This window comes from Portibacter lacus, assembly GCF_021533215.1.
Lineage (GTDB): Bacteria > Bacteroidota > Bacteroidia > Chitinophagales > Saprospiraceae > Portibacter > Portibacter lacus.
The window spans coordinates 41,988-68,424 of record NZ_JAJNKA010000017.1; the positions used below are offsets into that span (position 1 = coordinate 41,988).

General features: G+C 36.7%; 16 protein-coding genes. 4 read left to right on the top strand and 12 right to left on the bottom strand.

The annotated features are described in order from the left end of the window. Nucleotides 1-183: 183 nt before the first annotated feature. Together L2586_RS21690 and L2586_RS24730 are read right to left on the bottom strand one after the other, a co-directional pair. Nucleotides 184-948 carry a LytR/AlgR family response regulator transcription factor gene (locus tag L2586_RS21690; protein WP_235295059.1) on the bottom strand — a complete coding sequence of 255 codons (765 nt, stop codon included), beginning with the start codon at nt 946-948 and terminating at the stop codon, nt 184-186. Then, the gene (locus L2586_RS24730; protein WP_235295060.1) at nt 945-1,991 is read right to left on the bottom strand and encodes a sensor histidine kinase; all 1,047 of its coding nucleotides are present in this window, start codon (nt 1,989-1,991) and stop codon (nt 945-947) included. The genes L2586_RS21690 and L2586_RS24730 overlap by 4 nt, the downstream gene beginning before the upstream one ends. Nucleotides 1,992-2,173: 182 nt before the next feature. Between L2586_RS24730 and L2586_RS21700 the strand changes: the two genes are divergently transcribed. Together L2586_RS21700 and L2586_RS21705 are read left to right on the top strand one after the other, a co-directional pair. Beyond that, nucleotides 2,174-4,459, top strand: a complete 2,286-nt coding sequence (locus L2586_RS21700) for a TonB-dependent receptor (RefSeq protein ID WP_235295061.1) — start codon at nt 2,174-2,176, stop codon at nt 4,457-4,459. Between the two features lie 18 nt (nt 4,460-4,477). Next, on the top strand, nt 4,478-5,272 hold the full coding sequence (locus L2586_RS21705) for a DUF4249 domain-containing protein (RefSeq protein ID WP_235295062.1): 795 nt from the start codon (nt 4,478-4,480) through the stop codon (nt 5,270-5,272). Between the two features lie 148 nt (nt 5,273-5,420). Here L2586_RS21705 and L2586_RS21710 read toward each other — a convergent pair whose 3' ends face one another. Beyond that, complete coding sequence (locus L2586_RS21710) at nt 5,421-6,599, bottom strand: thiolase family protein (protein WP_235295063.1); 1,179 nt, start codon at nt 6,597-6,599, stop codon at nt 5,421-5,423. 2,227 nt (nt 6,600-8,826) lie between these two features. Here L2586_RS21710 and L2586_RS21715 point away from each other — a divergent pair. Further along, entirely contained in the window at nt 8,827-9,906 is a 1,080-nt protein-coding gene (locus L2586_RS21715) for a tetratricopeptide repeat protein (protein ID WP_235295064.1), read from the top strand. A 103-nt stretch (nt 9,907-10,009) separates the two neighbouring features. Here the strand turns inward: L2586_RS21715 and L2586_RS21720 are convergent, their stop codons facing one another. Both L2586_RS21720 and L2586_RS21725 read right to left on the bottom strand, forming a co-directional pair. Next, entirely contained in the window at nt 10,010-10,375 is a 366-nt protein-coding gene (locus L2586_RS21720) for a DUF1801 domain-containing protein (protein WP_235295065.1), read from the bottom strand. After that, on the bottom strand, nt 10,362-11,018 hold the full coding sequence (locus L2586_RS21725) for a M50 family metallopeptidase (RefSeq protein ID WP_235295066.1): 657 nt from the start codon (nt 11,016-11,018) through the stop codon (nt 10,362-10,364). The genes L2586_RS21720 and L2586_RS21725 overlap by 14 nt, the downstream gene beginning before the upstream one ends. A 100-nt stretch (nt 11,019-11,118) precedes the next feature. Between L2586_RS21725 and L2586_RS21730 the strand changes: the two genes are divergently transcribed. Beyond that, nucleotides 11,119-12,321 carry a M14 family metallopeptidase gene (locus L2586_RS21730; RefSeq protein WP_235295067.1) on the top strand — a complete coding sequence of 401 codons (1,203 nt, stop codon included), beginning with the start codon at nt 11,119-11,121 and terminating at the stop codon, nt 12,319-12,321. A 36-nt stretch (nt 12,322-12,357) separates the two neighbouring features. Here the strand turns inward: L2586_RS21730 and L2586_RS21735 are convergent, their stop codons facing one another. The 7 genes from L2586_RS21735 to L2586_RS21765 all read right to left on the bottom strand — a co-directional run bounded on the left by L2586_RS21735 (nt 12,358) and on the right by L2586_RS21765 (nt 26,354). After that, nucleotides 12,358-13,617, bottom strand: coding sequence for a T9SS type B sorting domain-containing protein (locus L2586_RS21735; protein WP_235295068.1), 1,260 nt, complete (start codon nt 13,615-13,617; stop codon nt 12,358-12,360). Further along, nucleotides 13,618-15,516, bottom strand: coding sequence for an FG-GAP-like repeat-containing protein (locus tag L2586_RS21740; RefSeq protein ID WP_235295069.1), 1,899 nt, complete (start codon nt 15,514-15,516; stop codon nt 13,618-13,620). It lies immediately after the preceding gene. 5 nt (nt 15,517-15,521) lie between these two features. Next, on the bottom strand, nt 15,522-16,889 hold the full coding sequence (locus tag L2586_RS21745; protein ID WP_235295070.1) for a cytochrome-c peroxidase: 1,368 nt from the start codon (nt 16,887-16,889) through the stop codon (nt 15,522-15,524). An 87-nt stretch (nt 16,890-16,976) separates the two neighbouring features. Next, on the bottom strand, nt 16,977-18,545 hold the full coding sequence (locus L2586_RS21750; protein WP_235295071.1) for a RagB/SusD family nutrient uptake outer membrane protein: 1,569 nt from the start codon (nt 18,543-18,545) through the stop codon (nt 16,977-16,979). A gap of 39 nt (nt 18,546-18,584) precedes the next feature. Next, a complete protein-coding gene (locus L2586_RS21755) occupies nt 18,585-21,650 on the bottom strand; it encodes a SusC/RagA family TonB-linked outer membrane protein (RefSeq protein ID WP_235295072.1) in 3,066 nt (1,021 codons plus the stop codon). Nucleotides 21,651-21,895: 245 nt separating this feature from the next. Then, the gene (locus tag L2586_RS21760) at nt 21,896-25,921 is read right to left on the bottom strand and encodes a T9SS type A sorting domain-containing protein (protein ID WP_235295073.1); all 4,026 of its coding nucleotides are present in this window, start codon (nt 25,919-25,921) and stop codon (nt 21,896-21,898) included. A gap of 208 nt (nt 25,922-26,129) precedes the next feature. Beyond that, complete coding sequence (locus tag L2586_RS21765) at nt 26,130-26,354, bottom strand: hypothetical protein (RefSeq protein ID WP_235295074.1); 225 nt, start codon at nt 26,352-26,354, stop codon at nt 26,130-26,132. Nucleotides 26,355-26,437 lie beyond the last annotated feature (83 nt).

Consider the following 26,437-nt stretch of genomic DNA (forward strand, 5'->3'; position numbering starts at 1 on the left):
GGAGTCATGTCACTTGTAGTTTTTTTAGCTTGTTTTAATTAGATGATGTGAACGCAAATAATCATAATAGTTAAAGATGGATTAGGCGTGAAAATATTTCATGAAAATATAAGAGCAGTAGCGACCTTCGGGCATTGGTTTTAAGTATATGCGTAGTACTATAAAGCATTTCCGCTTAGGGATTTAATTTAACCAATCCTTGAATCCTGAGATTTTTTCAGCTGGTACGAAAACTTGGAAGCCTGGATCTGTCTTTAGAATCACCTTAAGCTTACTCCTTGAATAGGCTAGAACTTCTACGAGACTATTGATTCTAATAATCACTTTTCGATTCACCCTGAAAAAATGCTGTGGATCAAGAAGGCTCTCTAATTCTGCCAGCGTATGATTCACATAGTAGCGCTTCCCATTTTCTGTGATCAAGTAAGTGGTTTTGTTTTCAGCATAGAAGTAATGAATTTCAGACGCATCTACCGTCCTGATCTTATCTGCAATCTGAACCATAAACCTTTGTTTAAAAGGAGACTTTGCGTGGTTTATCGCATTGGCTAATGCTTGATAGTCTGGGAGTTGTTGACTTTTATTGGTGAAATGCGTTTGGTATTTGCTTAAGCTCTGGACAAGGTCATCTTTCTGAATAGGTTTTAAAAGATAATCCACGCTATTTTGCTTGAATGCCTCGATGGCATATTGATCATAGGCAGTGGTAAAGATGATAGGAATATCGGTTTCAACTTGTTCGAAAATCTTAAAACTTAGTCCATCCGTTAGGTGCACGTCCAGAAATATCAAGTCAAATTCCTCCTCTTTAAGTATTTTAACGGATTCCGAAATAGACTGGCAGCGATGGCTGATTAGGTATTCGCCATTGCGATCACTTTCCTTAATCAGTCTTTCCAGCCTTCGTGCTGCAAGATCTTCATCTTCTATAATAAGGCATTTTATCATGGTAACTTTTCTAAGATTGGAAGCATAGCAATATATTCATTTTCACTCTGGATAAATTGGGGTTGAAGACCAGAGAAGAAAGAGTAGGTCGACTTTAGGTTGCTGTGTCCTACGCCCGTAGAATTGTTTACGTCGTCTCTGAGTTGAATGTTATTTTTAACAATTAAATATTTTTCGTCATTCGTAATATTGACCACCAGTGGGCTTTTCTTGGTTGCTTGGTTATGTTTGATTGCATTTTCGAGTAAAAGTTGAAAAGCAAGTGGTGGTGCATATGTATTAAGGACTTTTGGGCTTAGGTCAATGTTTACTATTAATTTATCACCGAATCTTATTTTTTGCAAGAATAAGTAAGACTCCAAGAATTCAACTTCTTTTTTAAGACTAACAAAGGACTGATCATTAATGTCTAAAACGTAGCGGTAGACCTTTGAAAATTGATTGATGAACTCGTTCGCTTTTTCCGTGTCCTCATACATCAGTTCTGACAGAACATTTAAGCTGTTGAATAGGAAGTGAGGGTTAAGTTTCTGTTGTAAAGAACTAAGTTGTAAGGCTAATTTATCTTTTTCAGAAGAAGCCAAAGATATGGTTAGCTTTTGGTTGTCTTCAAGAACAGTCCATATTTCATAAACCATGAAAATTAGAACACCCATCGAAATATTGAACATCGCAAAAGCGGTGATGGTGTTATTGGTGTCAAAAATCGAGTTCACATGATGATCAGGCTGAAATTTAGATTTTAAAACACTGATCACTGTTACCGTGAAAATTAAAACCAAAAGCTCAATAGCCCATCTTTTCCAAGAGTCTCTCTCGAAGGAATACTTATTTAATAAGGATATCGTATAAGAAGCTATTGCTGAGAAAATGGTAATGCCAGCAAATAGTTTAAAAAAGATAATGTGAATCTTCGGCTGCACAACTTCCAAGAATTCCTTAGAGCCAACTAAGAAAATAGCTATAAACATCATAAGCACCATACCTATGGTGATGGCTAAGGCAATCTTAATTTTCGACCCTAATTTTGTGGAATCTAGCACGGTGTATATTTAATAATCATTTCAGAATCTCTTTCGATGCAAAGATACGGAATAGTCACCATGGCTAGTTAACCTTCGAAGAATGTAATTACATGATTCACTCCCTCTTTTACACGATTCACTCTTCTTTTGATTTTTCAAGGCTCGAGTACACCTATTTTTGAGGCAAGAAATAAAATAAAATGAAAAAAATATTATTGCTAGCCCTTTTCTTTTCATCGGTAATTGCAGTGAGCGCTCAGAGTTTCACTTTAAGCGGTTATATGAAAGACCAAGATACTGGAGAGGACCTGATGTATGCAACTGTTAGTGTCGATGGCTCTGGCGAGGGAGTTACAACCAATCTTTATGGTTTTTATTCACTTACGTTACCTGAAGGGGATTATGTAATTGCTTATTCCTATGTGGGTTTTGAGACGCAAAGAATTGAAATCAAACTAGATAAGGATCAAGAATTGACCATAGAACTAGGAAGTGGAGCCAATGAATTAGATGAAGTGACCATTACGGCTGAAAGGGCTGATGATAATGTGACGAGCACAGAAGTAGGTGTTGTTACACTTGATGTAAAGGAGACCATGAAAATTCCAGTCTTGATGGGCGAACAGAATATCATGAAAACATTCCAGTTAATGCCTGGAGTCGCGAGTAGTTCTGAAGGGGGAAGTGGATTCTTTGTAAGAGGAGGCGCTGCTGATCAAAATTTGATTCTTCTAGATGAAGCTCCAGTTTATAATGCAAGTCACCTGTTAGGGTTTTTCTCTGTTTTTAATTCGGATGCCTTGAAAGATGTGAAACTTTACAAAGGAGGTATTCCAGCGGAATATGGTGGTAGAGCTTCTTCTGTAATGGATGTAAGAATGAAAGAAGGAAACCTGAAGGAGTGGGGAGCTTCTGGCGGAATAGGCGTAATATCTTCTCGATTAACGGTAGAAGGTCCTTTCGATAAAGATAAGGGTTCTATTATTGTGTCAGGGAGAAGAACTTATGCAGATGTGGTCGCAAGAACTTTTACAGATGATTTCGATGGCGTTTCATTGTATTTTTATGATCTGAATGCTAAGGCAAACTACAAAATAGGTAGTAAGGATCGGATTTACCTTTCTGGTTATCTAGGGAGAGATGCATTTGGTGTAGATGATCTTGGTTTTGACTGGGGGAATACCACTTTTACTGGGCGATGGAATCACACCTTTAACAACAAGTTGTTTTCGAATACTTCCCTCGTTTATTCAGATTATAATTATGGATTTGGACTGAACGTAGGTGATATCGATGTGGATCTTTCTTCAGGGATTTATGACTATTTGCTGAAACAAGATTATAATTACTTCTTGAATCCTAATAATACCATGAAATTTGGCTGGCAATCTAATTTCCATGAATTCAGACCGAATGAATTCTCTTTTGACAATGAAGTTGAAACAGCACTTCCTAGTAGTAGACTGGCACTAGAAAATGCGCTCTATTGGTCAAATGAACAGAAGTTAAGCGATAGATTTACCGCTAATTATGGACTGAGACTAAGCAGTTTTAGTAACATTGGAAATTTAAGTGAAAGCGAAATTGAAGAAGGTGGAAATGCGGAATATGAGAATGGAGAGTTTTATAATACTTTCTTGGGTGTCGAACCTCGAGTAAGTGCAACTTATTTATTAGATGCTAAGAGCTCAATTAAAGCTTCTTATAATAGAAATTATCAGTACTTGCATCTCTTATCAAATTCAAATTCTGGAACGCCTACAGATATTTGGCTACCAAGTTCTCCAGTAGTTCTGCCAACGATCGCAGATCAGGTTGCGCTTGGATATTTTAGAAATTTCAAGTCTAATACTTATAAGTTTAGTACAGAAGTCTATTATAAATGGCTGCAAAATACCGTGGATTATAAAGATGGAGCGGAAACTTTCGGGAATAATGATGTGGAATCTCAGTTGGTGTTCGGAGAAGGTAGAACTTATGGGGCAGAATTCTTGCTTGAAAAAACCAAAGGTAGATTAACGGGTTGGCTAGGGTATACCTTGAGTTCTTCGGAACTTCGAAGTGATGACATTAACCAAGGGAATTGGTATTCAGCAAGACAGGACAGAACACATGATCTATCGTTGGTGGCAATATATGAACTTACGAAAAAACTAAGTTTGTCTGCTACTTGGGTCTATTATACAGGCGATGCGGTCACCTTTCCAGCAGGGAAATACTACATAGATGGCTCATTAATCAATCTCTATTCTGCTAGAAATGCGGATAGAATGCCTACCTATCATCGCTTAGATGCAGGACTTACTTGGACGATAAAGGATACGGACAAGTTTTCTAACAGTCTGAACTTTTCAGCTTACAATGTTTACAATAGGAAAAATGCATATTCGATTACTTTTCAAGAAGGGGAGAGTGGAAATACAGAAGCTTCTCGACTTGCCTTATTCGGAATCATCCCTTCTGTGACATGGAATTTTAGTTTTTAAATTTTTAATTTATATATGATGAAAATATTTAATATAATAATAGCTAGTTTAAGCATCTTTCTTGTTACAGGATGCGAAGATATTATAGATCTTGAGCTAGACAATACAACACCAAGGATTGTGATCGAAGCCAACTTAGATGCTACCCATCAGCAAATTGCTGTAATAGTATCAAAGTCGAACGACTTCTACGAGGCTGCAGAACAGGTGAAGGTTATGAATGCGGTGGTGGAATTGAAAGGTGAGAACGGAGAAACAATTAGTCTTAACAGAAACGATTCAGGAATTTATGAAGGAATGGATCTTAGTGTTCAGCAAGGAGAGGAGGTAACCTTAAGTGTTGATGTAGATGGCGTTAATTATACCGCCATTGCAAAAATGCCTTCGGAAATAAACTTAATGACCGTGGATACTATGAAATTCAATCTGCCTTTCGGGCCTGCAGCGAGTGAAGAATCATTTCAGATGACTACTTCTTGGGATGATGTTCTAGGAGAAAAGAATTACTACCGCTTGAAGTCTTACAGAGACGATGTCTACGATAGTGGAAACTTTTCTGTGATCAATGATGAAGGATTAGATGGGAATAAAATAACCCAACCGATTCGATCTAGGTTTGAAAAAGGGAGTAAGGTAACCATTGAATTACTAAGTACTGATCAAGCATATTATGATTACTTCTTAGACTTAGATGGTTCTCAGAGTGAAGGATTGAGTAGTTCTATTCCCTATAATGCGAAAGGTAATTTTAGTAATAACGCGCTTGGATATTTTGGAGCTTATTACACTTCAGCTATAACAATTCAGTTATAAAAATAAAAGCAGCCTACATTTAGAATGTGGGCTGCTCTTATTTGGTCAATTTCTATTTCGAAATTTCATTGCTCAGTTTTCGAGCTGAGATTTATGAGAAAAGCGATGATTGCTATTTCTCTTTTCTTTTTCTGAAATCTCCCTGTAATTACAATCGTTCTACAATAATGGCACTGGCGCCTCCACCTCCATTACAAAGCGTTGCACATCCATATTTTCCTTTCTGTTCTCCTAAAGAATGAATTAATGTTGTTGTAATTCTTGATCCAGATGAACCTAGTGGATGTCCAAGTGCAACTGCACCACCATTAATATTTACTTTTGTTGGGTCAATTTCTAATTCTTTATTGAATGCCATCGTTACTACCGCGAAAGCTTCATTAACTTCGTAAAGATCCATGTCGTTTTTGGTCAAGCCAGCTCTTTTTAAAGCTTTTGGCGCTGCCAATGTAGGAGCGGTTGTAAACCAAGTTGGTTCATGAGAAGCATCTGCATAAGAAACAATTCTTGCAATTGGTTTCAGACCAAATTTCTTAACTGCTTCTTCGCTAGCCAGTATTAGTGCTGATGCTCCATCATTAATTGTACTTGAGTTCGCAGCGGTCACGGTACCATCTTTACTGAAAGCTGGTCTCAAAGATGGGATTTTTTCAAAACGCACATTTTTATATTCTTCGTCTTCTGTCATGATTACAGGATCACCTTTTCTCTGCGGAATACTAACCGGCGCTATTTCTTCAGCAAACTTTCCAGCTTCTGTACTTGCTGCAGCTTTTTTATAAGAGTTTATTGCAAATTCATCTTGCTCTTCTCTTGTAAAGCTGTATTTTTTGGCGGTGTTATCTGCGCTAATTCCCATGGCTTGGTGATCATAAGCGTCAGATAAGCCGTCTTTCTGTAATCCGTCTACCATTTCTGCAGAGCCGAACTTAAGCCCCCATCTAACTTTAGGCAAGTAGTAAGGAATATTACTCATGCTTTCCATTCCGCCTGCAACTACAATTTCAGCTTGTCCTAACTGGATAGACTGCGCAGCGAACATAATCGACTTCATTCCTGATGAGCATACCTTATTTACAGAGGTGGCAGGCACTGTATTTGGTATTCCAGCTCCTAGACTAGCTTGTTTTGCTGGAGCTTGTCCCAAATTAGCAGAACATACATTGCCCATAAATACTTCATCTACATAATTAGCGTCAACATTGGCTTTCTTTAATGCTGCTTTTATTGCTGTAGCTCCTAAACTCGGTGCACTAAGGCTTGATAACATTCCGCCGAAACTTCCCATTGGGGTTCTTTGGGCGGAAACAATATATACTTCTTTCATTGATTAATTTTGCGATAAAGATAATCGAATCCTAGGTACATATGAAATTAAATCAAATTCGATTTTAGTGTAAATGAAATGATATGTTGTCTGATTTAGAAATTGAACTACATCTCCTACTAAGTTGTATTTTTATTTAGTTGACTTTTAGTCAATTTTTAAAAACAGATGAAAATGGAGTTGCGTTTAGATTATTAGTAATTTATATATGTGGTAAAAATAATATATAAATATATTTGTAATATTTATTTAAATCAGTGTAGGGGAGGGCTGTAAATCATGCGTCTATTATTCAAAGGGTGTTTTATAAAAATTAGTTTAGGGTAATAAGCGCGTCAAGGTGAGGATCTTGGGCGCTTTTTTTTACATGGATTTTTCCGATGCCTAAAATATCACAATTGAAATTCCTTCTTCTCATCACTTCATAATGCTCATATTCTCTTGCATTTTTCGATGTTAACAAATTTTTAACAAAAAGGTTCTAATTTTTTTTCATATTAAATTAAATACAATATAAAGATTTTTAATATGTTACATATGATGAATAAATACATATTATATTTTGCAACTCAAGGCATGGGGGATGTTTAATTTTGAATCGTCTAGGTATTCAAAGGGTGTTTTATAAAATTAGTTTAGGTTAAAAGCGCATCAAGGTGAGGATCTTGGGCGCTTTTTTTATTATATGTGAAAAAAATATAATGTGTTTCTTTTGCATTTCCATCAATTGTGTTACATTTGTTGAAAGGGTGTTTTATTAAAATTAGTTTAGGGTAATAAGCGCGTCAAGATGGGGATCTTGGGCGCTTTTTTTATGCTCCATTATTCACTATGTATTAAGCTATATAAATACCTTTCTCTTGGACTGGGAGAATCAGGTTTTTCCTCCCCATCATCCATTTTTATTTTGATCTCTTCATCTTCCTATAAATTAAAATTTTTTCAAAGAATATAATATATAGCTATTGTGTTTTATACGAGAAATTTACATATGATGAAAAAATAAATGTAAAAATTATATTATATATGAGTAGGGGAGGTGTATTTACAAAGCGTCTACTAGTCAAAGGGTGTTTTATAAAAATTAGTTTAGGGTAATAAGCGCGTCAAGGTGAGGATCTTGGGCGCTTTTTTTTTTCTAGCATTTTTATGACCTATCTAAGCATCTGTTCTCAAGCCATTCCTTACTTTATTATATTAGTATTTTCACCGTGTATAGACCATGATTAAAAGGGTCCTGAAGATAATTTTCAATCATTACATTACTTTTTTAACATATATAAATAATATTTAAAGTGTTTTGCTTGTCTTTTCGTTTTGATTTATTACATTTGGATTAAGGGTTTTAAAACAATTAGTTTAGGTAATAAGCGCGTCAAGGTGAGGATCTTGTGCGCTTTCTTTGTTTAGTAGAATATTACTCTTATAGAATCTCCGGCTGCTGCTTCAGGGATGATGTCTCATTCTTCTTATTTTCTATGCATGTTTTATGTAGATATTGAATTCAATTCACAACGAAATGTCAATCTGACATAGAGCTAAAACTACTTACTTTACAAAAATGGTTTTTTTATTCAAAGTACTTTTTGAAATTACCTTTCGAATTGTTACATTTGAACAAAGGGTGTTTTATAAGTACTACCTAGGGTACTAAGCGCGCCAAGGTGAGGACCTTGGGCGCTTTTTTTGTTTTATATGGACCCATAACTTTTCAGAACTTATAATTTGTTTTCATGGATAGTATAGAACCATGTTTTAGTTTAGTTCATTTATTTTGTAAGCATATTTTTACTTCCCATGAATGATCGAAATGTAGATGGCATATTGATAATCAACTTTAAATGCATTGACATTAAAATTTATCTAAAAAAAAATAAAATTTTAATCAAAAAAATATTGCTCTTAGTATTAGAATTTTAGCTTTTTATATATTATATAAATAGATATGTTTAAAAACTTATTAATTAAAGTAGGGGTACTTTGGTTTCTAAGCGTCTATTAGTCAAAGGGTGTTTTATAAAAATTAGTTTAGGGTAATAAGCGCGTCAAGGTGAGGATCTTGTGCGCTTTTTTTTTGCACCAATTTATAATATTTTCACATCTCATAATGTTAAAGGTAATTTAAGGTTGTATTGAATTGAAACCGAAAATTGTATGTTTTCGTCTTATCTTTACAATAAATAATGTAGATATGAAAATCCTCACTTTAATAATAACACTATTCACAATGCTAAGTATACCAGTTCTACTGGATGCGCAATCTGTGGAAGAAGAAACTGGATTCAAATACGTTAAAGGGAACTACTTGTTCGATAGCGGAAGATATGATGAAGCCATTCAAGTTTACAACGATATCATCAAAGGAAATGCTTCCTATGAAGAGGCTCTTGTTTACAGAGCTCGAGCGAAATATGCATTAGGTGCATATAAAGGAGCAAAGAGGGATGGATTAGCCTATATCGAACTGAATGGATTAAGTGAAGGTGTGTGTCTAGTAATGGGAAGAGCTGAGTTAGGTCTTGGGAATCCATTGGTAGCTATTAGTTACTTAGATTATGCAGTTTTAAAAAATAGCACCAATACAGATGCTTTATTAGCAAGAGGAGATGCTTTTTTTGAAATAGACGATGATGTTTCCGCTTGTACAGATTGGCATAAAGCGAAAAGGTTAGGTTCGGATAAAGCAGCCCAGCAAGCTGATGCATATTGTAAAAGAGTTGCGATACCGATAGATGATGAACCTAGAAAGCAGCCTGAGGTGATAGCAGAAGATAATGGCGATGATATTCTAGATGATGATGAAGTGCTGTCTACAGGTTCTCAGTCCACTGATGAAGATGAAGGAGATGAGGATGTGTTATCTGGTGACGAAGTATTGTCCACAGAAACAGCATCAAATGATGATGTCGTTAATAGCTCTGAAGATGATTATATATTTGATTCAAGTGACGATGAGGATGAATTCCCAGAGGAAGACCCAGTATTTGATGATGAGCCTCTAGATATTGTTGTAGAATTAATAGAAATAGATGAAGATCTTGATATAAAAATATACGATGGAGTAGGGAGTAGACAAGTTCGTGAAGTTCCTGATATTATCATCTTATCTGATAATGCAGGGCAAGTTGTCGTAGATGTTTGTATCGATCGAAGTGGCAATGTATCCAGTGCTACCTTGAATAGAAAAAAATCAACTATCGGATCAGCAGGTCTAGTCTCTTTAGCGTTGCGTAAGTCAAGAGAGTTTAAGTTTGAGAGAACGAAGCAGGATGAACAGTGCGGTAAGATTGCCTTTTTATTGAAATAGTTGGTAGCAGCCGTAAGACTTCATTTGAAAAAGTAGAGGTTAGTATTGTTCTGATAAGGCATTCATATTAACGACTCGAATTGCAGGTAATAACCTAGATAGATTATGTTTCCATTTCAAGTGATATGGCTTCCTCGAAGACTGTTATGATTTGCTCAAGGTCTGCGTCATTAATTGTAGTTAATTTAATGCCAGCGACCATTTTTCGCCCTTTACTCTTTAAGAATGGAAAAGTTTCTTGAAGTATTTTACCCTTTAGAAATACGAGTTCTGCGCCCGCTTCTTTTTTCAGTGGGTTCAGATAACAAATCCAAGTTTTGTAATCGTAAAAAGGAATTCCGAACCTAATTTTAATACCGACATTGGGATAGGATAGAAAAAGATCATGCAACAGAAGTGCACTTTCAGCTATTTCTTCAGGCTGACTACTTAGAAAGTGATCGAAGGTTAGAATTTTATGCTGTTCCACTTGTTCGAAAGATTGCTCGGATATTGAAAACGAAAAGCAATACAACAATTCCTAGCCAGATGTATTTCCATACTGTTGCTGGAAGAATAACCATTGTTTCTGCATAAGCAGCGAGGTCAGAGCTTGGTCCAACATTGAAATCCTGAATGATGTAGATTATGCTCGCTAATCCAATAAACATTAATACTTCTCGACCAAATTTTGTTTTTAAACCAATAAATCCGAGAACCAAAGCGAATAGAATTAAGATACTTGTAGTAAACATTGAATTAAACCAGAAAAATGCGGTGAAGACCATCGCAGCGGATAACAAATATAGCATCGGCTTAATTAGCTTTTGAGATTTTGTGCCAATGTAAAATAGCAAGTTCCCAAGAATGGCTGAACCAATATAACCGCCCATGATGATAATCGGCCTTACACCTCCTCGCGAGACCGTGTATCCACTTCCGTCGGCATTAATCTGAACTTGGTCCACGGAACCTCCTGTTAATACAGCTCCTAATGCATGTCCGAATTCATGTAGGAAGGTAACGAGTAAGGTAACTGGATAGAGAATCTTAGCGCCAATACTCCCTCCGAAATATTTCAACCCTAGGTATAAACCTAGTATTAATAAAACTCTTCCGATCACATTTTTCATATCTAAGTATTTGCATTTATAATGAACAAATTAAGAATATCGTTCCCAATTTCATATTCTTCTAGATACATTGATATATTTGTCAGATAAAATTAAAGAAATGAGATTTATTCTATTGCTATTTGTTATCACATTAACTTCTTGTGTTAGTAAGAAATTGATGAATTATGATTTTCCAAAACCGATCGACACTTCTAGTAAGCCGATCGATGTGCAAGAAAAAGGAACTTGGACAGAAGGTGGAATCTCCATTTCTAATGAATTCGAAGGTGCAAGAATGAATGGATTTTCTCAAGAAAATGATTCTACATTTAGAGTAAAAATTACGCCAGAAAATGCACCGATCAACGCAAGTCCGTGGTATGCATTTCGCTTGCAATCTGATACAGAAAGAACGATCAAAATCATCATGGATTATGGAACCTACCAGCACCGATACTGGCCTAAATTGAGTACAGACTTAGTTAACTGGGAGCGATTGGATTCAGTAGATTCTAATTTCGAAGGTGGTCATGCTGTTTTTAGAGTTGATGTTTCTGCGACTCCTTTATATTTCTGTGGACAGGAATTAAGTAATTCAGAGATGGTAGAATCATGGTTTGATCAAGTGGTGAAAGATGCGAATCTTCAGAAATTCGAAGTCGGTGAATCTAAATTGGGTCGAAAATTATTCGGGGCGGTTTCAGAACCTGAAGATCCAAAAGCAGAAACAATTGTCTTTTTAAGTCGCCAGCATCCACCGGAAGTTTCAGGTTATAAAGCTTTGCAAAGTTACTTAGATGAAGTGTTGAATGATACGAAACTTTCTACGGCATTCAGAAAAAAATATAGGATCTTAGTTTATCCACTTTTAAATCCTGATGGTGTGGATATGGGACACTGGAGGCATAATGCAGGTGGGATAGATCTGAACAGAGACTGGCAGTATTATAGACAACCGGAACCGAATCAGATCGCGAATCATATCGTGAACTATGTGAACAAAAAGAAATCAGATGTGATTTTAGGAATTGATTTTCATTCTACACAAGAGGATGTTTATTATACTTATCCAGATGAGCATGAACATCTTATGAATTTTCGGAATTATTGGGTAGAATCGATAGAGCAAATTCTAGGTGAAGGAAAAGCTTACGAAGATCCAGATCCATTAGAAAGTCCAGTTTCTAAGGGCTGGTTTATTGTTCAATTTGGTGCGGAGGCAGTGACTTATGAAGTAGGAGATGAAACGCCACGAGATTTCATAGATCTAAAAGCGAGAGTATCTGCTAGAGAAATGATGAAGTTGTTGATTATGCGTTAGTAGGTCAATTTTAAAATGGTCATTAGAACTCATTGCTTATCGGAGGATAGAGATATTGCCGGATTTAGAATATTTTTGGACACCGGATTTTTCCGCTACTTCACAGTACACATAATACAGGAAATCACCAGAAAGAAATTGATGATTAGAATGTTCTCCTTTCCACCTGTCATTAATATCGTTGCTGCGAAATACTCGATTTCCCCATCGATCAAAGACCTCTAATTTGTATTCAAGGATTGGCTTATCGGCAGGAATGAAAACTTCGAACTCATCATTAATTCCATCGTTATTAGGTGAAAAAACATTGGGAATGAAAAATGGAAACTCCTTATTCTCAGCAATAACTTCCAGTAAAATCATTATCGATCCGCAATCAAAAATCGCTTCTATGGTATAATCGCCTGGTTCAGCAATGGATCTTCTGGAACCTATATATCCATCTTCCCATTGCATGGTTGCATTATTAATGATCGGTAATTCAATTTCTTCAGGTAGGTAAATATCGAGTTTCTGTCCGTTTGCTAAGTATTTAATTACTTCTATTTCACTTGCTAGGGTATCCACGATGATATCATCGAATTCATAATAGTATGAATAAAAAGTGCCTTTAGTATCGTCGGCCGCGCATTCTGGAAATGTCCCAAAATTACCCAGAGGCATAATGACTGCTAAGTAAGAAGCCTCATCCACGGGCGTGAAACAGGTGCCAACGACAAACCAATCATCCGAAACCTTATCGCTTTGGAGTAATGGAGACTCTACAATATTAGCTAAAGTGCCGTTAGCACTAGCTGAGCCATTAGAGAAATTATTGTCAATCTTAATAGAATCAGTATGGGTATAGATTTCAATTTTCTTTTCTGGAGTCAATGGGCAGTCAATGGTAGAATTAGGGAAGCCTTGGTAGAATCCTTTATTTCTTACGTTCATCGAAATGTAATAAGTCTTTTGCGGATCTAGTGAATGTGCGAGTTTAGAGGCAACACCTTCGCTAATGTAGGATTGGTTAGAATTCACTCTGCATCTTAATCCAATAAAGTTTTGGCCATCTGATGCTTTTGCGTTTTTACTCCAAAATATTTCCTCGAATTCTGGGAGATTACAATTGTTACTAAATAAATCAGGAGTCCCTTGAATGGTGTACCATAAGACGGATTCATTGAATCCAAGTTCAGGACTGACACAGGAAGAATTATTGATTAATTCAAAACTGCCATCGGACAGTAAGTTTTGAGCATAGATTGAGGTAGAGATGATAGTGCAGCATAATGATATTATAATCTGTTTTATCAATTATATCTTTACTGTTTTTTGAGTTATAATTTCACCTGCACCGCTAAGTCTGAAAAAGTAAACTCCGCTTGGTAAGTTCTGAGAGATCCGTTTAGAAAGGATACCTACACTACCTTGTTCTTCATCCATTAAAGTTTCTATCAGCATGCCTTGTGCATTAAACAATTCTATTTTGGCAGGACCTGATGCTGGTAATTCATATTCTATAACGACCTCCTCGGAAAATGCTCCTGGCGTAACAAGCAAGTTAAGTGCAGTTTCCAAATTGTTTTCATCAACTTCTTCTTTTATCACGATACGTTGGTTCGCTGCTACATTGGTAAGCGTCTGACTTTTGCCACCAAGCCAATGAACCGTTACATTAGAAATATTTTCTAAGTCACCTAATCCGAAATGAGCTATGGTTGTGTTTTGTGATAAATGACTAGCTCCGCCTTCTATTTCTCTTATTAAAATGAGATCATCCGCAACGATTTCAATTTTCGAACCTAGACCATTCAGCTCTGACTTAACACCTTCTAACTCAATTTGTAACCAATTGCCATTAGAGGCATCATTTCTGAACAATAAACACCTAGCTTCGGGAAGTGTGCCATTAAGATCTGTATTTTGCCTAGGCGCTTGATTGACTACAAATAAGTCTAGATCGCCGTCATTATCATAATCGAAAACAACAGAACCTCTACCGATTCTTACGTCGAAGAGATTCATTTCTTGTGCTACTTCTTTAAATTTGCCATTATCATTTCTGAAAAACAGATTTGGATTTAAGCGGATTGTTGGATTCAAAGCTCCATTACAAACGAAAAGATCCACATCCATATCATGATCGAAGTCGAAAAAGTTAGCTCCCCAGCTTATCGGTGGTCCGGTATAGGATTCGTGAAATATGGTTGGAATTGCTACACCAGCAGAAACGGTCTTATCATCGAAGCCGTCGCCATTTTTTCTATTGTATACGAGGACACTAGTGGATAAATTAGTAATGAAGTAGTCCATCCAGCCATCCATATTGACATCAGCGCCTGTGATGCCCATGGCGTTCATCCCGTAATTTAGCTGAAGATTAAGACTCCTTTCTTTGAAACGATTCTTAGGATAATCATTTCGATAGAGTCGGTTCGGTGTTTTTTTGAAACCGAAATCATTCACAATGTGTAAGTCTAGATCTTTATCATTGTCATAGTCAGAAAATAGACCTTGAAAACCGAAAGCATAATGATTCATGTTGTAAACCTCAGAGACTTCGATAAATTTTCCTCCTCCATTATTTAAAAAAAGGTAGTCATTAGAAGGTACAAAAGAATTCGTGATGGTTGATTCATTGTAGATCGAAATCCCGATCGGAGATGATGAAAAATAATTAGCGATAAACAAATCAGGGTAGCCATCTAAGTTAATATCTCCGAATGTCGCTCCAGTACTATTATTTCTAAATTTATCTAATCCCCATTCTTTCGTTTCGTCCTTGAATGTACCATCCTGTTGATTAATAAAGAGCAGATTAGGTGCAGATTTTCTGTCTTCCGACATATAGTTAAAGGTAGTAATTAATAAATCTTTGTACCCATCTCTGTTAACATCTGCTGCGGAAACTCCCTGCGTATTAGTCCCAATTGTGGAATCGAACCCGCTATTGCTAAAGACATTGGTGAAAGTCCCGTCACCGTTATTTCTGAATAACGCATCTTCGGCAGCACCACCAGTAATATAAATATCTTCATAACCGTCTTTGTCAAAATCGATAACCGCTGCTCCACCTCCGAAAGTTGCTTGGTCAATGATAAAAGCATGGTTAATCCCAGCTTCTTCTGAAACTTCTGTAAAAACTTTTTGAGCATGAGTAGTTACTTGCAGAAAACACACAACTGTTAAGCATATATATTTAAGCTGTTTCATATTTTTTATTTGCATCCAAGATCTATCATGGATTGTTCATCACTATTAGGAAAACAATTTCCAGAGGGTAGGTTTTCGGGGCTGTACCTCATTAAATTGGGATCGTGTAGACTTTCTTCAATAAAGTCAGCGATGAGATTAATTTCATCTGTTGTTAATCCTTTGGGTTGAAAGCCTGGATAAATATGTTCTTTAGGGACAACAGGATTTTCAACTATTCCATTGTTTTTATAGGTAATAATGTCCTTAATACTTTCAAAGCTCCCTCCATGCCCATAAAAAGGTGAATCCTTTAAGTTGTAGAGTTGTGGTACTTTGAACTTATATAAATCTTCAGTTTTTCCTGTGAATCCTCCTCTGCCTTCAGCAGAAGTAAAGAAGTCTTGGGCTACGGTTTGCGCAACATCATCTCCCTTAAGATCATGCATTCCTAAAGCATAGAATTCCATAGTGTTGAGTGCCGGACCTGTATGGCATTTCACACAATTAGCTTTTCCGAAAAATAAGATAGCACCCTTTTTTTGATCTTCCGTCATGGCATTTTGATCTCCTTTGAGCCAAGATTGAAACGGTGCCTGATCAGCTAATACAACTCTTTCATAGGCAGCGATTGCTAGTCCAGTGATTGTATCATTATATCTATTTTTAGGGTCAATGTCAGGGAAAGCTTCGTCGAATAATTCCTTATATCCAAGATTTTCTATTAATTCTTTTGAGACGTGCATTCTATGAATTTTTAATCCTGCGATGGCTTGAGATTCTAACCCTTCAAATCCTAGGAAGTTTATTTCTTTCGGGCTTCGTAAAGCCCATGCATCTTCTGTACCTTTGTTTACTCCAGTTCCACCGAACTGACCATTCCATATGATCGCTTCCTGATATCCAGAATTTACGATCGACATCGTTCGGATAGGTTGAATATCAAGAAAGTCAAATCCATATTCTGTGTCGATAACCCTAGCTTCTCCATTTTGACCGAACCCAATTCCGCCTTCTCCGATAGATTGTTTGATTCCTGCCTGAAAGCCTGCTCTGACATGATGACAACTTGCGCATGAATAGGATTGTCTATTAATTTGATTCTTGGGATTCGTACCAAGACCAGTTTCGTGAAAAAGAAATTTGCCAAGTTCTATCTTAGAGGGAGTTAGTTTGTTCTTAGGATCTTCTGGAATTGCATTTAAGTCTTGACTGTTTGGTAGTTCGAAGTAAGAAAGGCCTTCGTTATTGGCAGCAGTTAAGAGTAGATCAGTTAATTCTTCATCTGGAGTGCTATAGAATTTCGGTTCTTCTTCAATGCTTATCGGTGATTTGTCACATGAGAATAGAATCAAAGTAAATGCAAAGAGGAAAATTATTTTGCTATGTTTCATACTTAAATAATACTTCATTCTTATAAAGAAAAATAGTAGAACACTCCAGTTAAGGAGTGCTCTACTTCAAATTGTTTACTTATTTTTTTAGTATCCTGGGTTTTGCGTTAAGTTAGGATTCAGGTCTAATTCTTTTTGCGGAATTGGCCATAAAGTATGTTTTGCTGGATCAAATACTCTATCATCTAAAGATTCTCCGAATAGCGTAACGATAGGGATAATATCAGCAGCTTTTCCCCATCTAATTAGATCAAAATATCTTGTTCCTTCCCATGGAAATTCAACATGACGTTCATGGTGAATTACTTCTCTCATTTCATCTTTGCTTAATCCAGATTCTATTGCTGGTAATCCTGCTCTTGTGACTACCTGATTAAGAGCAGCATAAACGTCTTCTGTTGGGCCATTTAATTCATTCATAGATTCTGCATAGATCATTAAGATATCTGCATATCTGTAAAGAATAAGATTAGTTTCATTGCAAGAACATCCATCTTCTCCGATGGTTGCTGCAGGATCTACCCATTTTCTAATTGCGAAGAAAGGACTGAATCCAGATAATGCAGAATCAAATACCTTACCTCTCCACATCGATACTCCTGGTATTAGTAGATTAGCATATAATCTTTCTTCTCTGTTTTCATAAGGATTATCAGCATCGAATAATGGAGATTCATCTGAAGGAAGTCCATCTTTCATATAGAAGGCATTTGCTAATTGGTCAGTAGGTGTGTTGGAACCCCAGCCACTTCCAGGTGTTCCTTCAGGTCCTGGTGCAAGTGCAACTTGTAAGTAGTTTCCTTCTCCTTGTGTACCTCCTGTAAATTGTACATCAAATAAAACTTCTTTATTGTTTTCATTAGTAGGGCTGAAAACATCCGCATAATTATCTACTAAGCCAATAAGGTCAGGGTTAGCAGCAGACATATCCATAATCTTTTTAGCTTCTGCAGCAGCGCCAGCCCAATCTTTATTGTACATTTTTAGTCTTGCTTTTACTGCAATTGCTGACTGTTTAGTCGGCCGGCCAATGTCCCCATTTGTAGGAGTTGTGCCTAAATTAGCTTCCGCGAAATCTAAGTCACTATAGATTTGTGCGAGTACTTCAGATTTAGGAGTTCTAGTTGCTGCTAGTCCTTCTTCTCTAGTTAATACTTTAAGAACTAAAGGTACGTCACCGAATAAATTGACCATTTCTTGGTAAATTAATGACCTCAGAAATCTTACTTCAGCAATGTAAAGTGTTTCAGTTGCTGGGTCTAAATTGACATTACCAATATTTTCAAGAACTGAATTTGCTCTGAAAATGCCTTCGTAACCGAAATCCCACTTATTATTGATGATTCCACCTGTTCCGGCATTATGTGTTCCTTCCGCTATGGTCGAAAATTGACCTTCCCATGGACAGCAGCCTACACCATTATCTGTCAGGATGTCAAAATTGTGGTTGTACCAATAGAAAGCTCCTCCCCAGATATCTCCTTGAAAAACGTCGTAGATCCCATTAATGGCTCTTACCACATCCTCAGATGTCTCGAAAAAACCTTCTACACTACCTTGATCTAAAGGTGTTTTCTGAAGAAAATCTTTATCGCATGATGAAAAACTGAGCATTAATACCGCACAAAAAATACTGATTTTATATATATATTTCATTGTCTTTTCTTTATTATTATTTAATGATAGAAGCGTTTCCTAGAATCTTACATTCACACCACCAGTTATTATTCTTAGCTGTGGATAAACTGCTGTACCGTTCGTATTTCTTGCTTCTTGTTCTGGATCAAATCCTATAAAGTTAGTCCAAGTTAATAGATTAGTTGCATTCACATATATCCTTAGGCTATTTACGAAGCTTTTTTCAACTAAATTTTTTGGAAGCTTATAACCTATCTGTAAATTTTTAAGTCTGAAATAACTTCTATCGTTCATAAACCATGAGTGATTTACGTTATTGTTAATTCCACCTTGTGCTATTCTTATTTTAGGAAGGCTAGCATCTGTATTTTCCGGCGTCCAACTATCTCTCCAGATTGTCGAAGCACCTCCACTATTTGCAAACGGAGCATAAAATCTAGCCGTTTCAAATGTTTGTGCGTCAGCGATTCCTTGGAAGATTGCAGCTATATCAAAGTTGCCGACATCTATTCCCATATTAATACCGTATAACCATGTTGGATTATCTTGACCCAGTACATGTCTATCTTCTTCTGTGATTTTTCCATCATTATTGTAATCCTCATATTGTAGATCTCCTGGAGTCGGAGTTCCGTATATAGATTGATCAGGTGCGTTTTCGATGTCAGCAGCAGTTTGGAAAATGCCAATTGCATTTAAACCGTAAAGCGCATTAATCGGTTGCCCTCTTTGTATAATGAAAGCACCATCGATTACCCGATCATTTTCACCAGCTAAACTCGGATCAATGCTTAATACTTCACTTTTCACATGAGTAACATTCCCACCGATACTAAATCCAACTTTACCAAATTGTTCTCTATAGTTAAGAGAACCTTCCCATCCTGTATTTCTAACTTCTGCAATGTTTACCGTAGTAGGTGTTCGAACCCCTGTAACACCAGGATTGCTTTGATCGTATAGAATGTCAGAAGCATTTCTAATGAAGTAGTCACCTTCTAGACTTATTTTACCATTTAACAAAGATAAGTTAACTCCTATGTCAGTTTGTGTTGTGGTTTCCCATTTAATATCTGGATTTCCAAGTGACGTCTGAGCTGCTGCTCCAACAATAGTACCACCGAAGTTATAAGCAGGACTGAAAGAAACAGAAGATGCAAACGGATAGTTTCCGATGTTTTGATTCCCAAGTTGGCCCCAAGAAGCTCTTATTTTAAAGAAGTCGATCACGTTTGAGTTGAAGAAATCCTCTTCTGATATCACCCAACCAGCAGAGAAAGATGGAAATGTAGCCCATCTGTTATTTGCTCCGAATCTTGATGAGCCGTCTCTTCTGACATTCATTTCCAGCAAGTATTTGTTTTTGAAATCATAGTTAATTCTTCCGAAAAGCGACCTGATGGCCCATTGACCAGCAAAATCACTGTTAGTAGATGATTCTGGATTACCTGTAACCAATGCAGGTAAAGAATTACTTGGAAGTTCACTTCTTGTTGCTGAAAATCCTTTATCGTCAAAGCTTTCTTGATTCGCTCCTAGGATAAATTTCATATTGTTATTGCCGAATGATTTTTCATAGGTTGCTTGTAACCAAGAAGTGAGCTGAAGGCGTTCTCTGAACGATAAATTTAGTTCTCTATTTTCTAACCAAACCAATCCTAATTCTCCAGTTTCATGATCAAATGTTTCTACTCTACTATTAAAATTCTGATCGTTATTTTGTCTGAAATTAGCGGCAAAAGTTCCACGAATTTTAAGGTTGTCTATTGGTTCGTATTCTGCGTAAAAATTTCCTAAAAAGAAATTTTCTTTTAATAATCTGTTTAATGCTTGAACTTCAGCTAAGATATTAGGTGTAGATAATTCAATTGCATCAATGTCTCTTGCTCTATCAGCAATTCTTCCTTGACTATCATAGGCTGGAAAATTAGGTCCTAATCTGGTAGTTCTTGCGAGTACACCACCATCTTGGCCTACGTTATCGAGGTCGGAAACTTGTCTGCTAACATAAAAGCTTCCTCCCATCCCAAATCTGCTAGTCACTTTTGTATCCAGATTTAATCTCGCATTATATCGCTGAGTTCCTTGAACGCCAGTAACAACGCCTTGGTTTTCTAAGTAGCCTAATGATATATTAAAGTTAGTCTTATCACTTCCTCCACTTGCAGATAAACTATGCTGCTGTATTCTTCCTGGCTTTAGAATTGCCTCAAACCAGTTTGTGTTAGGTGCTCCTGATCCAGAATATTTGTTAATGATATCAGCAGGATATAATTCCTGATTTCCAGAATTTACATCTGCTCTATTTCTTAACTTCATAAATTCTTCCGAATTCCAGATATAATCTGGAGTTGAGTTTACTTCAGTGCTACCCGCATAACCTGTGTAGTTAAAAGTCGGCTTACTATTTAGCTTACCTCTTTTAGTTGTGACTAGTACAACACCGTTCGCAGCCCTAGACCCATAAATAGCTGCTGATGCAGCATCTTTAAGAACGGTAATGGAAGCAATATCATTCGGATCTACGCTATCAAAAGGAGCTTCGATTCCATCCACAAGGATAAGTGGATTAGGATTGTTCAATGTACCGATACCCCGAATTCTTATAGAAGCACCATCTTGTCCCGGTTCTCCTGAATTCTGATTAATCCACACACCACTGACTTGACCTTGTAATGCCTGTGATGCACTCGTAATAGGTCTTGCTTCTAAGGTCTCAGCATTTACAACACCGACAGAACCTGTTAGATTTGATTTTTTCTGACTACCATATCCAGTGACGACGACTTCGGCAAGCTGGGCGGCATCCAGAGAAAGTAAGGCATTTATTTCAGTCTGACCATTTACTGGTATTTCTTGATCTCTAAATCCAACATAACTGAATACAAGCGTTGCGTCTTCTTCAACATTAATATTATAAGATCCATCAATATCGGTTATGGTACCATTGTTTGTGCCTTTTTCCAAGACCGTAGCACCGATTAACGCTTCACCAGCATCGTCTGTTACTATTCCTTTAACGGATATTTTATCCAATTCAACTGAATTAGCGGATATAATACTAGTTAAGGAAAAAGAGTAGAATAAGAGAAAGATGAATTTTAAGTGTTTAATTCTTAACATATTTAGTTAATATTTAAGTAGTTAGAAATTTCGTAAAACATTTTAGCTCTCTAGGTTATAGGCAAATAGAATTTGGCACATAGAGCTTCTTAGTGTGATTATAATTCTAAATTAACTTAAATATTAAAATTAAAGGCATGAATAAATGAAAATGTTAAAATATGTTATAAAAATGGTAATATTGGATATAAAAGAGGAAGCCACTACCCATGACTTCCTCTGAAAAATGACATCGTTATATTAAATTATTCTTTAATAAACTTCAAAACCTTCGTTTTTTGGTCCATTTTAAATGCTAATAAATAGATACCACTTTTATATCTTTCTACAGGTATAGAATTACTTTGATTTTTTATTTCTCCAGAACTTATTTCTGAGCCATGTATACTATAGATAGTATATTTCAATGGTAGATCTAGGTTGCCAAGATTGATGTGGAGAACATCTTGACTTGGGTTTGGGAATATATTTATATTACTAGCATTGCCGTATTCATCAATGCTAGAAGTAGATATCGTAAATTGTACTTTTCGAGAGCAACCGAATCCATCGATAACCGTTACGTTATGTTGTCCTTCCTCTAAGTCTGTAATTTCTTGCAATCCGAATTCGCTACCCCATATAAAAGTGAAAGGTCCTGTTCCCGAAATTATATTGATCGATGCACTACTCCCATCTGTAATCACTTCCCAATCGGAAGCAATGTCTTCATCTACTTCGAATGATAGCGAAGTGGAGCAACCGTTCGTACCAGTTATAGTCAGAAAGTAAGTTCCAGAAAGTGAATATTGAGGAAAAGGTAGATCAGAAGTAAATCCGTCTGGTCCTTCCCATTCATAAGTTGCAGTAAGAATATTAGTGGAAATATTAAATTGTCTTGTTTGAGATTCACAATCTACATTTCCTTCTAAAATGACTAAATCAGGATCGCTTTTGTCTAGAATAACTTCTACAGTTTTAAATGAAGTACAACCACCTGGAGATACTATGGTATAGGTATAGAGGCCAGGAGTAGAAACTACATTTGTGTCTTTAGCACTCATGAATCCATTAGGTCCTGTCCACGAAGAAGTTATGTCGGCAGTTGTAGAAGCACCTGTAAGCGTTACTTCTTCATTATTACAGTCTATGGTTCCACCTTGTGCACTAACATTTGGTAAGTCCGTGTCCGCCATAACCATTACAGAATCTACTGTGCTGCATCCATTAATTCCAGTTACTGTAAGCAGGTAGGTCCCAGGCTGTGATACATCTGGATTCATAGCAGATGATGTGAAATTGTCAGGACCACTCCACAAGAAAGTTGCATTATTGTCTGTAGAGCTGGAAGTTAATGAAACGAAATTCGCATCACAGCTTATCGTTCCGCCATCGGCACTGATATCTGGAGTAGTAAGATCTTCAGCGATGTCAATGGAGAAATCTACTTCGCAACCATTATTTGACGTTACGGTCACAATGTATGTTCCGGGAAGATCAACTGTTGGTTCTTTTTCAGATGATGAAAAACTGTTTGGACCGGTCCATTCCGTAGATACTAGAATTGCATCGCTTTCTATAAGAATACTAACTGACTGATTGTTACAATTGATTTGGTCTGCGATTAGGGAAATTGCAGGGACGTCAGTATTACCTATTACTTCGGTTGTAGATATTGCTTTACAGCCATTTGGTCCAGTAACGGTAAGTGTATAAGTTCCGATACTTGAAACAGTTGGATTTTGATTAGATGACTGAAAATTATTAGGACCGGTCCAAGAGTAACTTACACCTGGGGTAGAGGAGGAACCTTTTAATTGTAAGCTTGTGGTACTGCAACTTAGGCTTCCTCCACTTGCCGTTGCATTGGGTACATCTGTGTCTGAATTTACGCTTACCACTTGGGTGCTTTCGCAACCTTGTGGGCTAGTGACGAGTAGGGTATAGTTTCCAGCATTGGCAACTGTTGGATTAGGGCTTGAAGAATTAAAATTTCCTGGGCCTGTCCATTTGAATGTAGCACCAGCTGTTGTAGAACTACCGCTCAATTGTACGGTTCCAGATGTACAATTAAGGGTGCCTCCAGATGCTGAAATATTAGGAATTGTTCCGATATTGACCTTAACTTCATCGGAATAGCAACAGCCTGAATCTGTTGTAACCGTAAGTGCGTATGTTCCTGATTGACTAACACTAATTGTTTTAGAAGTGGCTCCGGTAGACCATAGATATGATGCCCCTAAAACTTCAGGATCGAGGGTGATGTTTTGATTTGTACCACTACAAATGGACTGATCATCTCCAAGGGTGAATGAGAAATCACTAAGTATGGTAACGGTCCATTGTGCTGTAGCCGTATTGATACAATCATCAGAAACACTTGCTGATCTGGATAATATTTGAGCTATTTGACCATTTCCACAAGTTCCCATTGAAGGAATTTCGGTAAAGGAAATTTGTGATGTTAGGTTTCCAGAGCAAGCGTCCATTGCAGTAAGTGTTGGGAAGGCAGGAATGGGGTCATTACATCCTATGGTAATATTGTTTGGGACACCTGATAAAACTGGCTTTTTCGTATCTACTTCATTGATATGTAGACGAAATGCGGTCATGTTAACGTTGCTAGCATCTCTAGCAATAAACTCATATTCAGTTAAATCTAATCCGCAAGGTGAGACAAGGAAGTCCTGGTCATCTATAGTGAGGGTAACTTCTGAGCAGTCATCTAATGCAGTTGGGTAATTAGCTTGGAGTGTTTCTGCGATGGTTGCTTCACCACATTCTATCTCTATGACTCTACTTGTAATATTATTTTCCCATTCTGGTTGTGTATCATCAGTGATCGAGAATGCGCCAGTATAAGAAAATTGTAGTGCAACATCATCGAATATTAAAATTTCGTAAGTATAATCATCGATTTCCAAGTCAATAGTAGGAACCTCGGTAGCAGAGAAAGATAAATCTATATAGGTTCCAAGAGATCCTTGGATATATAAAATAAAGCCAAGAATTCCGCAATTATCGGTGAAGCCAGCTGCTGGAGGAGTGAAGGTTCCCATACAATTGCTACCAGCTGAATTATCTAAATTGAAATTGTAACCGCTAATTGCCTTTGGTGGTTGGTTATCAACTACAGTGATGATCGTATTACAAGTTGCGCTGTTTCCATTATGGTCTGTCGCTTTAAATGCAAATGTATTTGTACCTGTAATTAACGGATAATCAAAAGTGTTTCCAGGACTGCCATATTCATCATCGAACCATATGGATCCATCGCCTCGTGTAATTTTTACAGTAGCCTTATCGAAATCACAGTTGTCAGATCCTATCGGAAGACGAAAGGAAAAACTATTAACGCATGAATTCGGGTCTGTATTTACGGTTGTATTAGGTGGACAGATGTCAAAACTAGGAGGCGCATTTACTGCAGCAACACTTTCACAACCAGCAGCATTCGTATTGACGTATGTTGCAGCTCCGGATAAAGCCATTAGAGGGAGCAAACTACAACAAGTCTGTAATGAAGTATTGCCACTAACTTCTAAAGAAGAGAGAGAAGACAAATTAGCAAAACTACCTATTCCAGTTAATTGTGTATTGCTAGAAATGACAAATGATGCTGCAGATTGGAGGGCAGGGAAAGGTGCAAACCAAGTAATTTTCGAATTATTAGACAGTGATAAATTATTTAAGTTTGTGATGTTATTAAATGAAAATATCTGGGTTAGATTAGCATTGTTAGTAATGCCTACATTTTGCACAGATTCTAGTGTCCAATTTGTATTAGTAGTAAAGGAGGAAATAGATGCATTATTCTTTACATAAAGACTTCCGCCAATAGTCACAACATTTTCCAAACCTGCCAAACTTCCAAGAGAATTATTGTCGTCAATGGTTAAGTCACCACCGATCGATTGAAGATTGGCGAGACTTGAAATACTGTTGAGATTCGAATTACCTTGAATAATTACACTTCCTCCTACAGATGTCAAGTGTTGCAAGCCATTAAGGTTTCCAAGACTAACAGTCCCAGTAATGATCAGATCTCCTGTAATCGTTTGTAAATTAGCCCAAACATTATCTCCTAATGCTTGCAAGTTAAATGCATTACAACAAATAGTTAAATTACCATTTACTGTTGCGCCAGGATATGAATTACCCGAATTATAATTTGATGCATCTCCAGATATTAGATGATCTTGAGCGCTCGTTTGAACTACTATAAAAAGGGTTAATATAAATGCTACGAAGTTTCGTAATTTTCGCGCAATTGGGTAGAATTGTGTATTCATTGTTTGATTAGTTTTATTAGGAAAAGATTTCTTCCGAAAGATCAGTTATATTTTATCTATAAGTGGACTGATCTTCCGAACGGTAATGATTAGTGTCCGAGTGGTTTGATGATTTCTTTTCGCTTCTTTCCTTTCCCATTGAATTAATTAAGTAGGTGTTTTTTTAAGTAGGTTAAATTCTTAGTGGCAAATATGAATCAGAGCTATCCTATTCTTCAGTAGCATATGATCTAGCTTCTATAATTCTAGTTACAAAATCATGCGTTTCAGGGTTGTAATATATTTCTTCTTCTTCCTCTGATGCCACTAGCTGTAGGTGTAAATACTGGTGGCATAGTTGATCTAAATTGTACATAAGATTCGATGCTGTTAACGTTAATATTAGCGTTGCATTTCCTATTTGCTTGTAAGTATTTTGGTCGAGGATTTTCATTGGAAATTATTATTAACTTCACATCATATAAATGCGTATTGCATGCTACATTTAATGTTAATCCTGTGGTAATAGTAGTATAA

Excerpts from the sequence above, each read along its gene's own strand:
- L2586_RS21745 (WP_235295070.1), bottom strand. The coding sequence starts at position 16,889 with ATGAAACATAGCAAAATAATTTTCCTCTTTGCATTTACTTTGATTCTA.
- L2586_RS21730 (WP_235295067.1), top strand. The coding sequence starts at position 11,119 with ATGAGATTTATTCTATTGCTATTTGTTATCACATTAACTTCTTGTGTT.
- L2586_RS21710 (WP_235295063.1), bottom strand. The coding sequence starts at position 6,599 with ATGAAAGAAGTATATATTGTTTCCGCCCAAAGAACCCCAATGGGAAGT.
- L2586_RS21750 (WP_235295071.1), bottom strand. The coding sequence starts at position 18,545 with ATGAAATATATATATAAAATCAGTATTTTTTGTGCGGTATTAATGCTC.
- L2586_RS21725 (WP_235295066.1), bottom strand. The coding sequence starts at position 11,018 with ATGAAAAATGTGATCGGAAGAGTTTTATTAATACTAGGTTTATACCTA.
- L2586_RS21755 (WP_235295072.1), bottom strand. The coding sequence starts at position 21,650 with ATGTTAAGAATTAAACACTTAAAATTCATCTTTCTCTTATTCTACTCT.
- L2586_RS21765 (WP_235295074.1), bottom strand. The coding sequence starts at position 26,354 with ATGAAAATCCTCGACCAAAATACTTACAAGCAAATAGGAAATGCAACG.
- L2586_RS21705 (WP_235295062.1), top strand. The coding sequence starts at position 4,478 with ATGAAAATATTTAATATAATAATAGCTAGTTTAAGCATCTTTCTTGTT.
- L2586_RS21740 (WP_235295069.1), bottom strand. The coding sequence starts at position 15,516 with ATGAAACAGCTTAAATATATATGCTTAACAGTTGTGTGTTTTCTGCAA.
- L2586_RS21690 (WP_235295059.1), bottom strand. The coding sequence starts at position 948 with ATGATAAAATGCCTTATTATAGAAGATGAAGATCTTGCAGCACGAAGG.
- L2586_RS21715 (WP_235295064.1), top strand. The coding sequence starts at position 8,827 with ATGCTAAGTATACCAGTTCTACTGGATGCGCAATCTGTGGAAGAAGAA.
- L2586_RS21700 (WP_235295061.1), top strand. The coding sequence starts at position 2,174 with ATGAAAAAAATATTATTGCTAGCCCTTTTCTTTTCATCGGTAATTGCA.
- L2586_RS21760 (WP_235295073.1), bottom strand. The coding sequence starts at position 25,921 with ATGAATACACAATTCTACCCAATTGCGCGAAAATTACGAAACTTCGTA.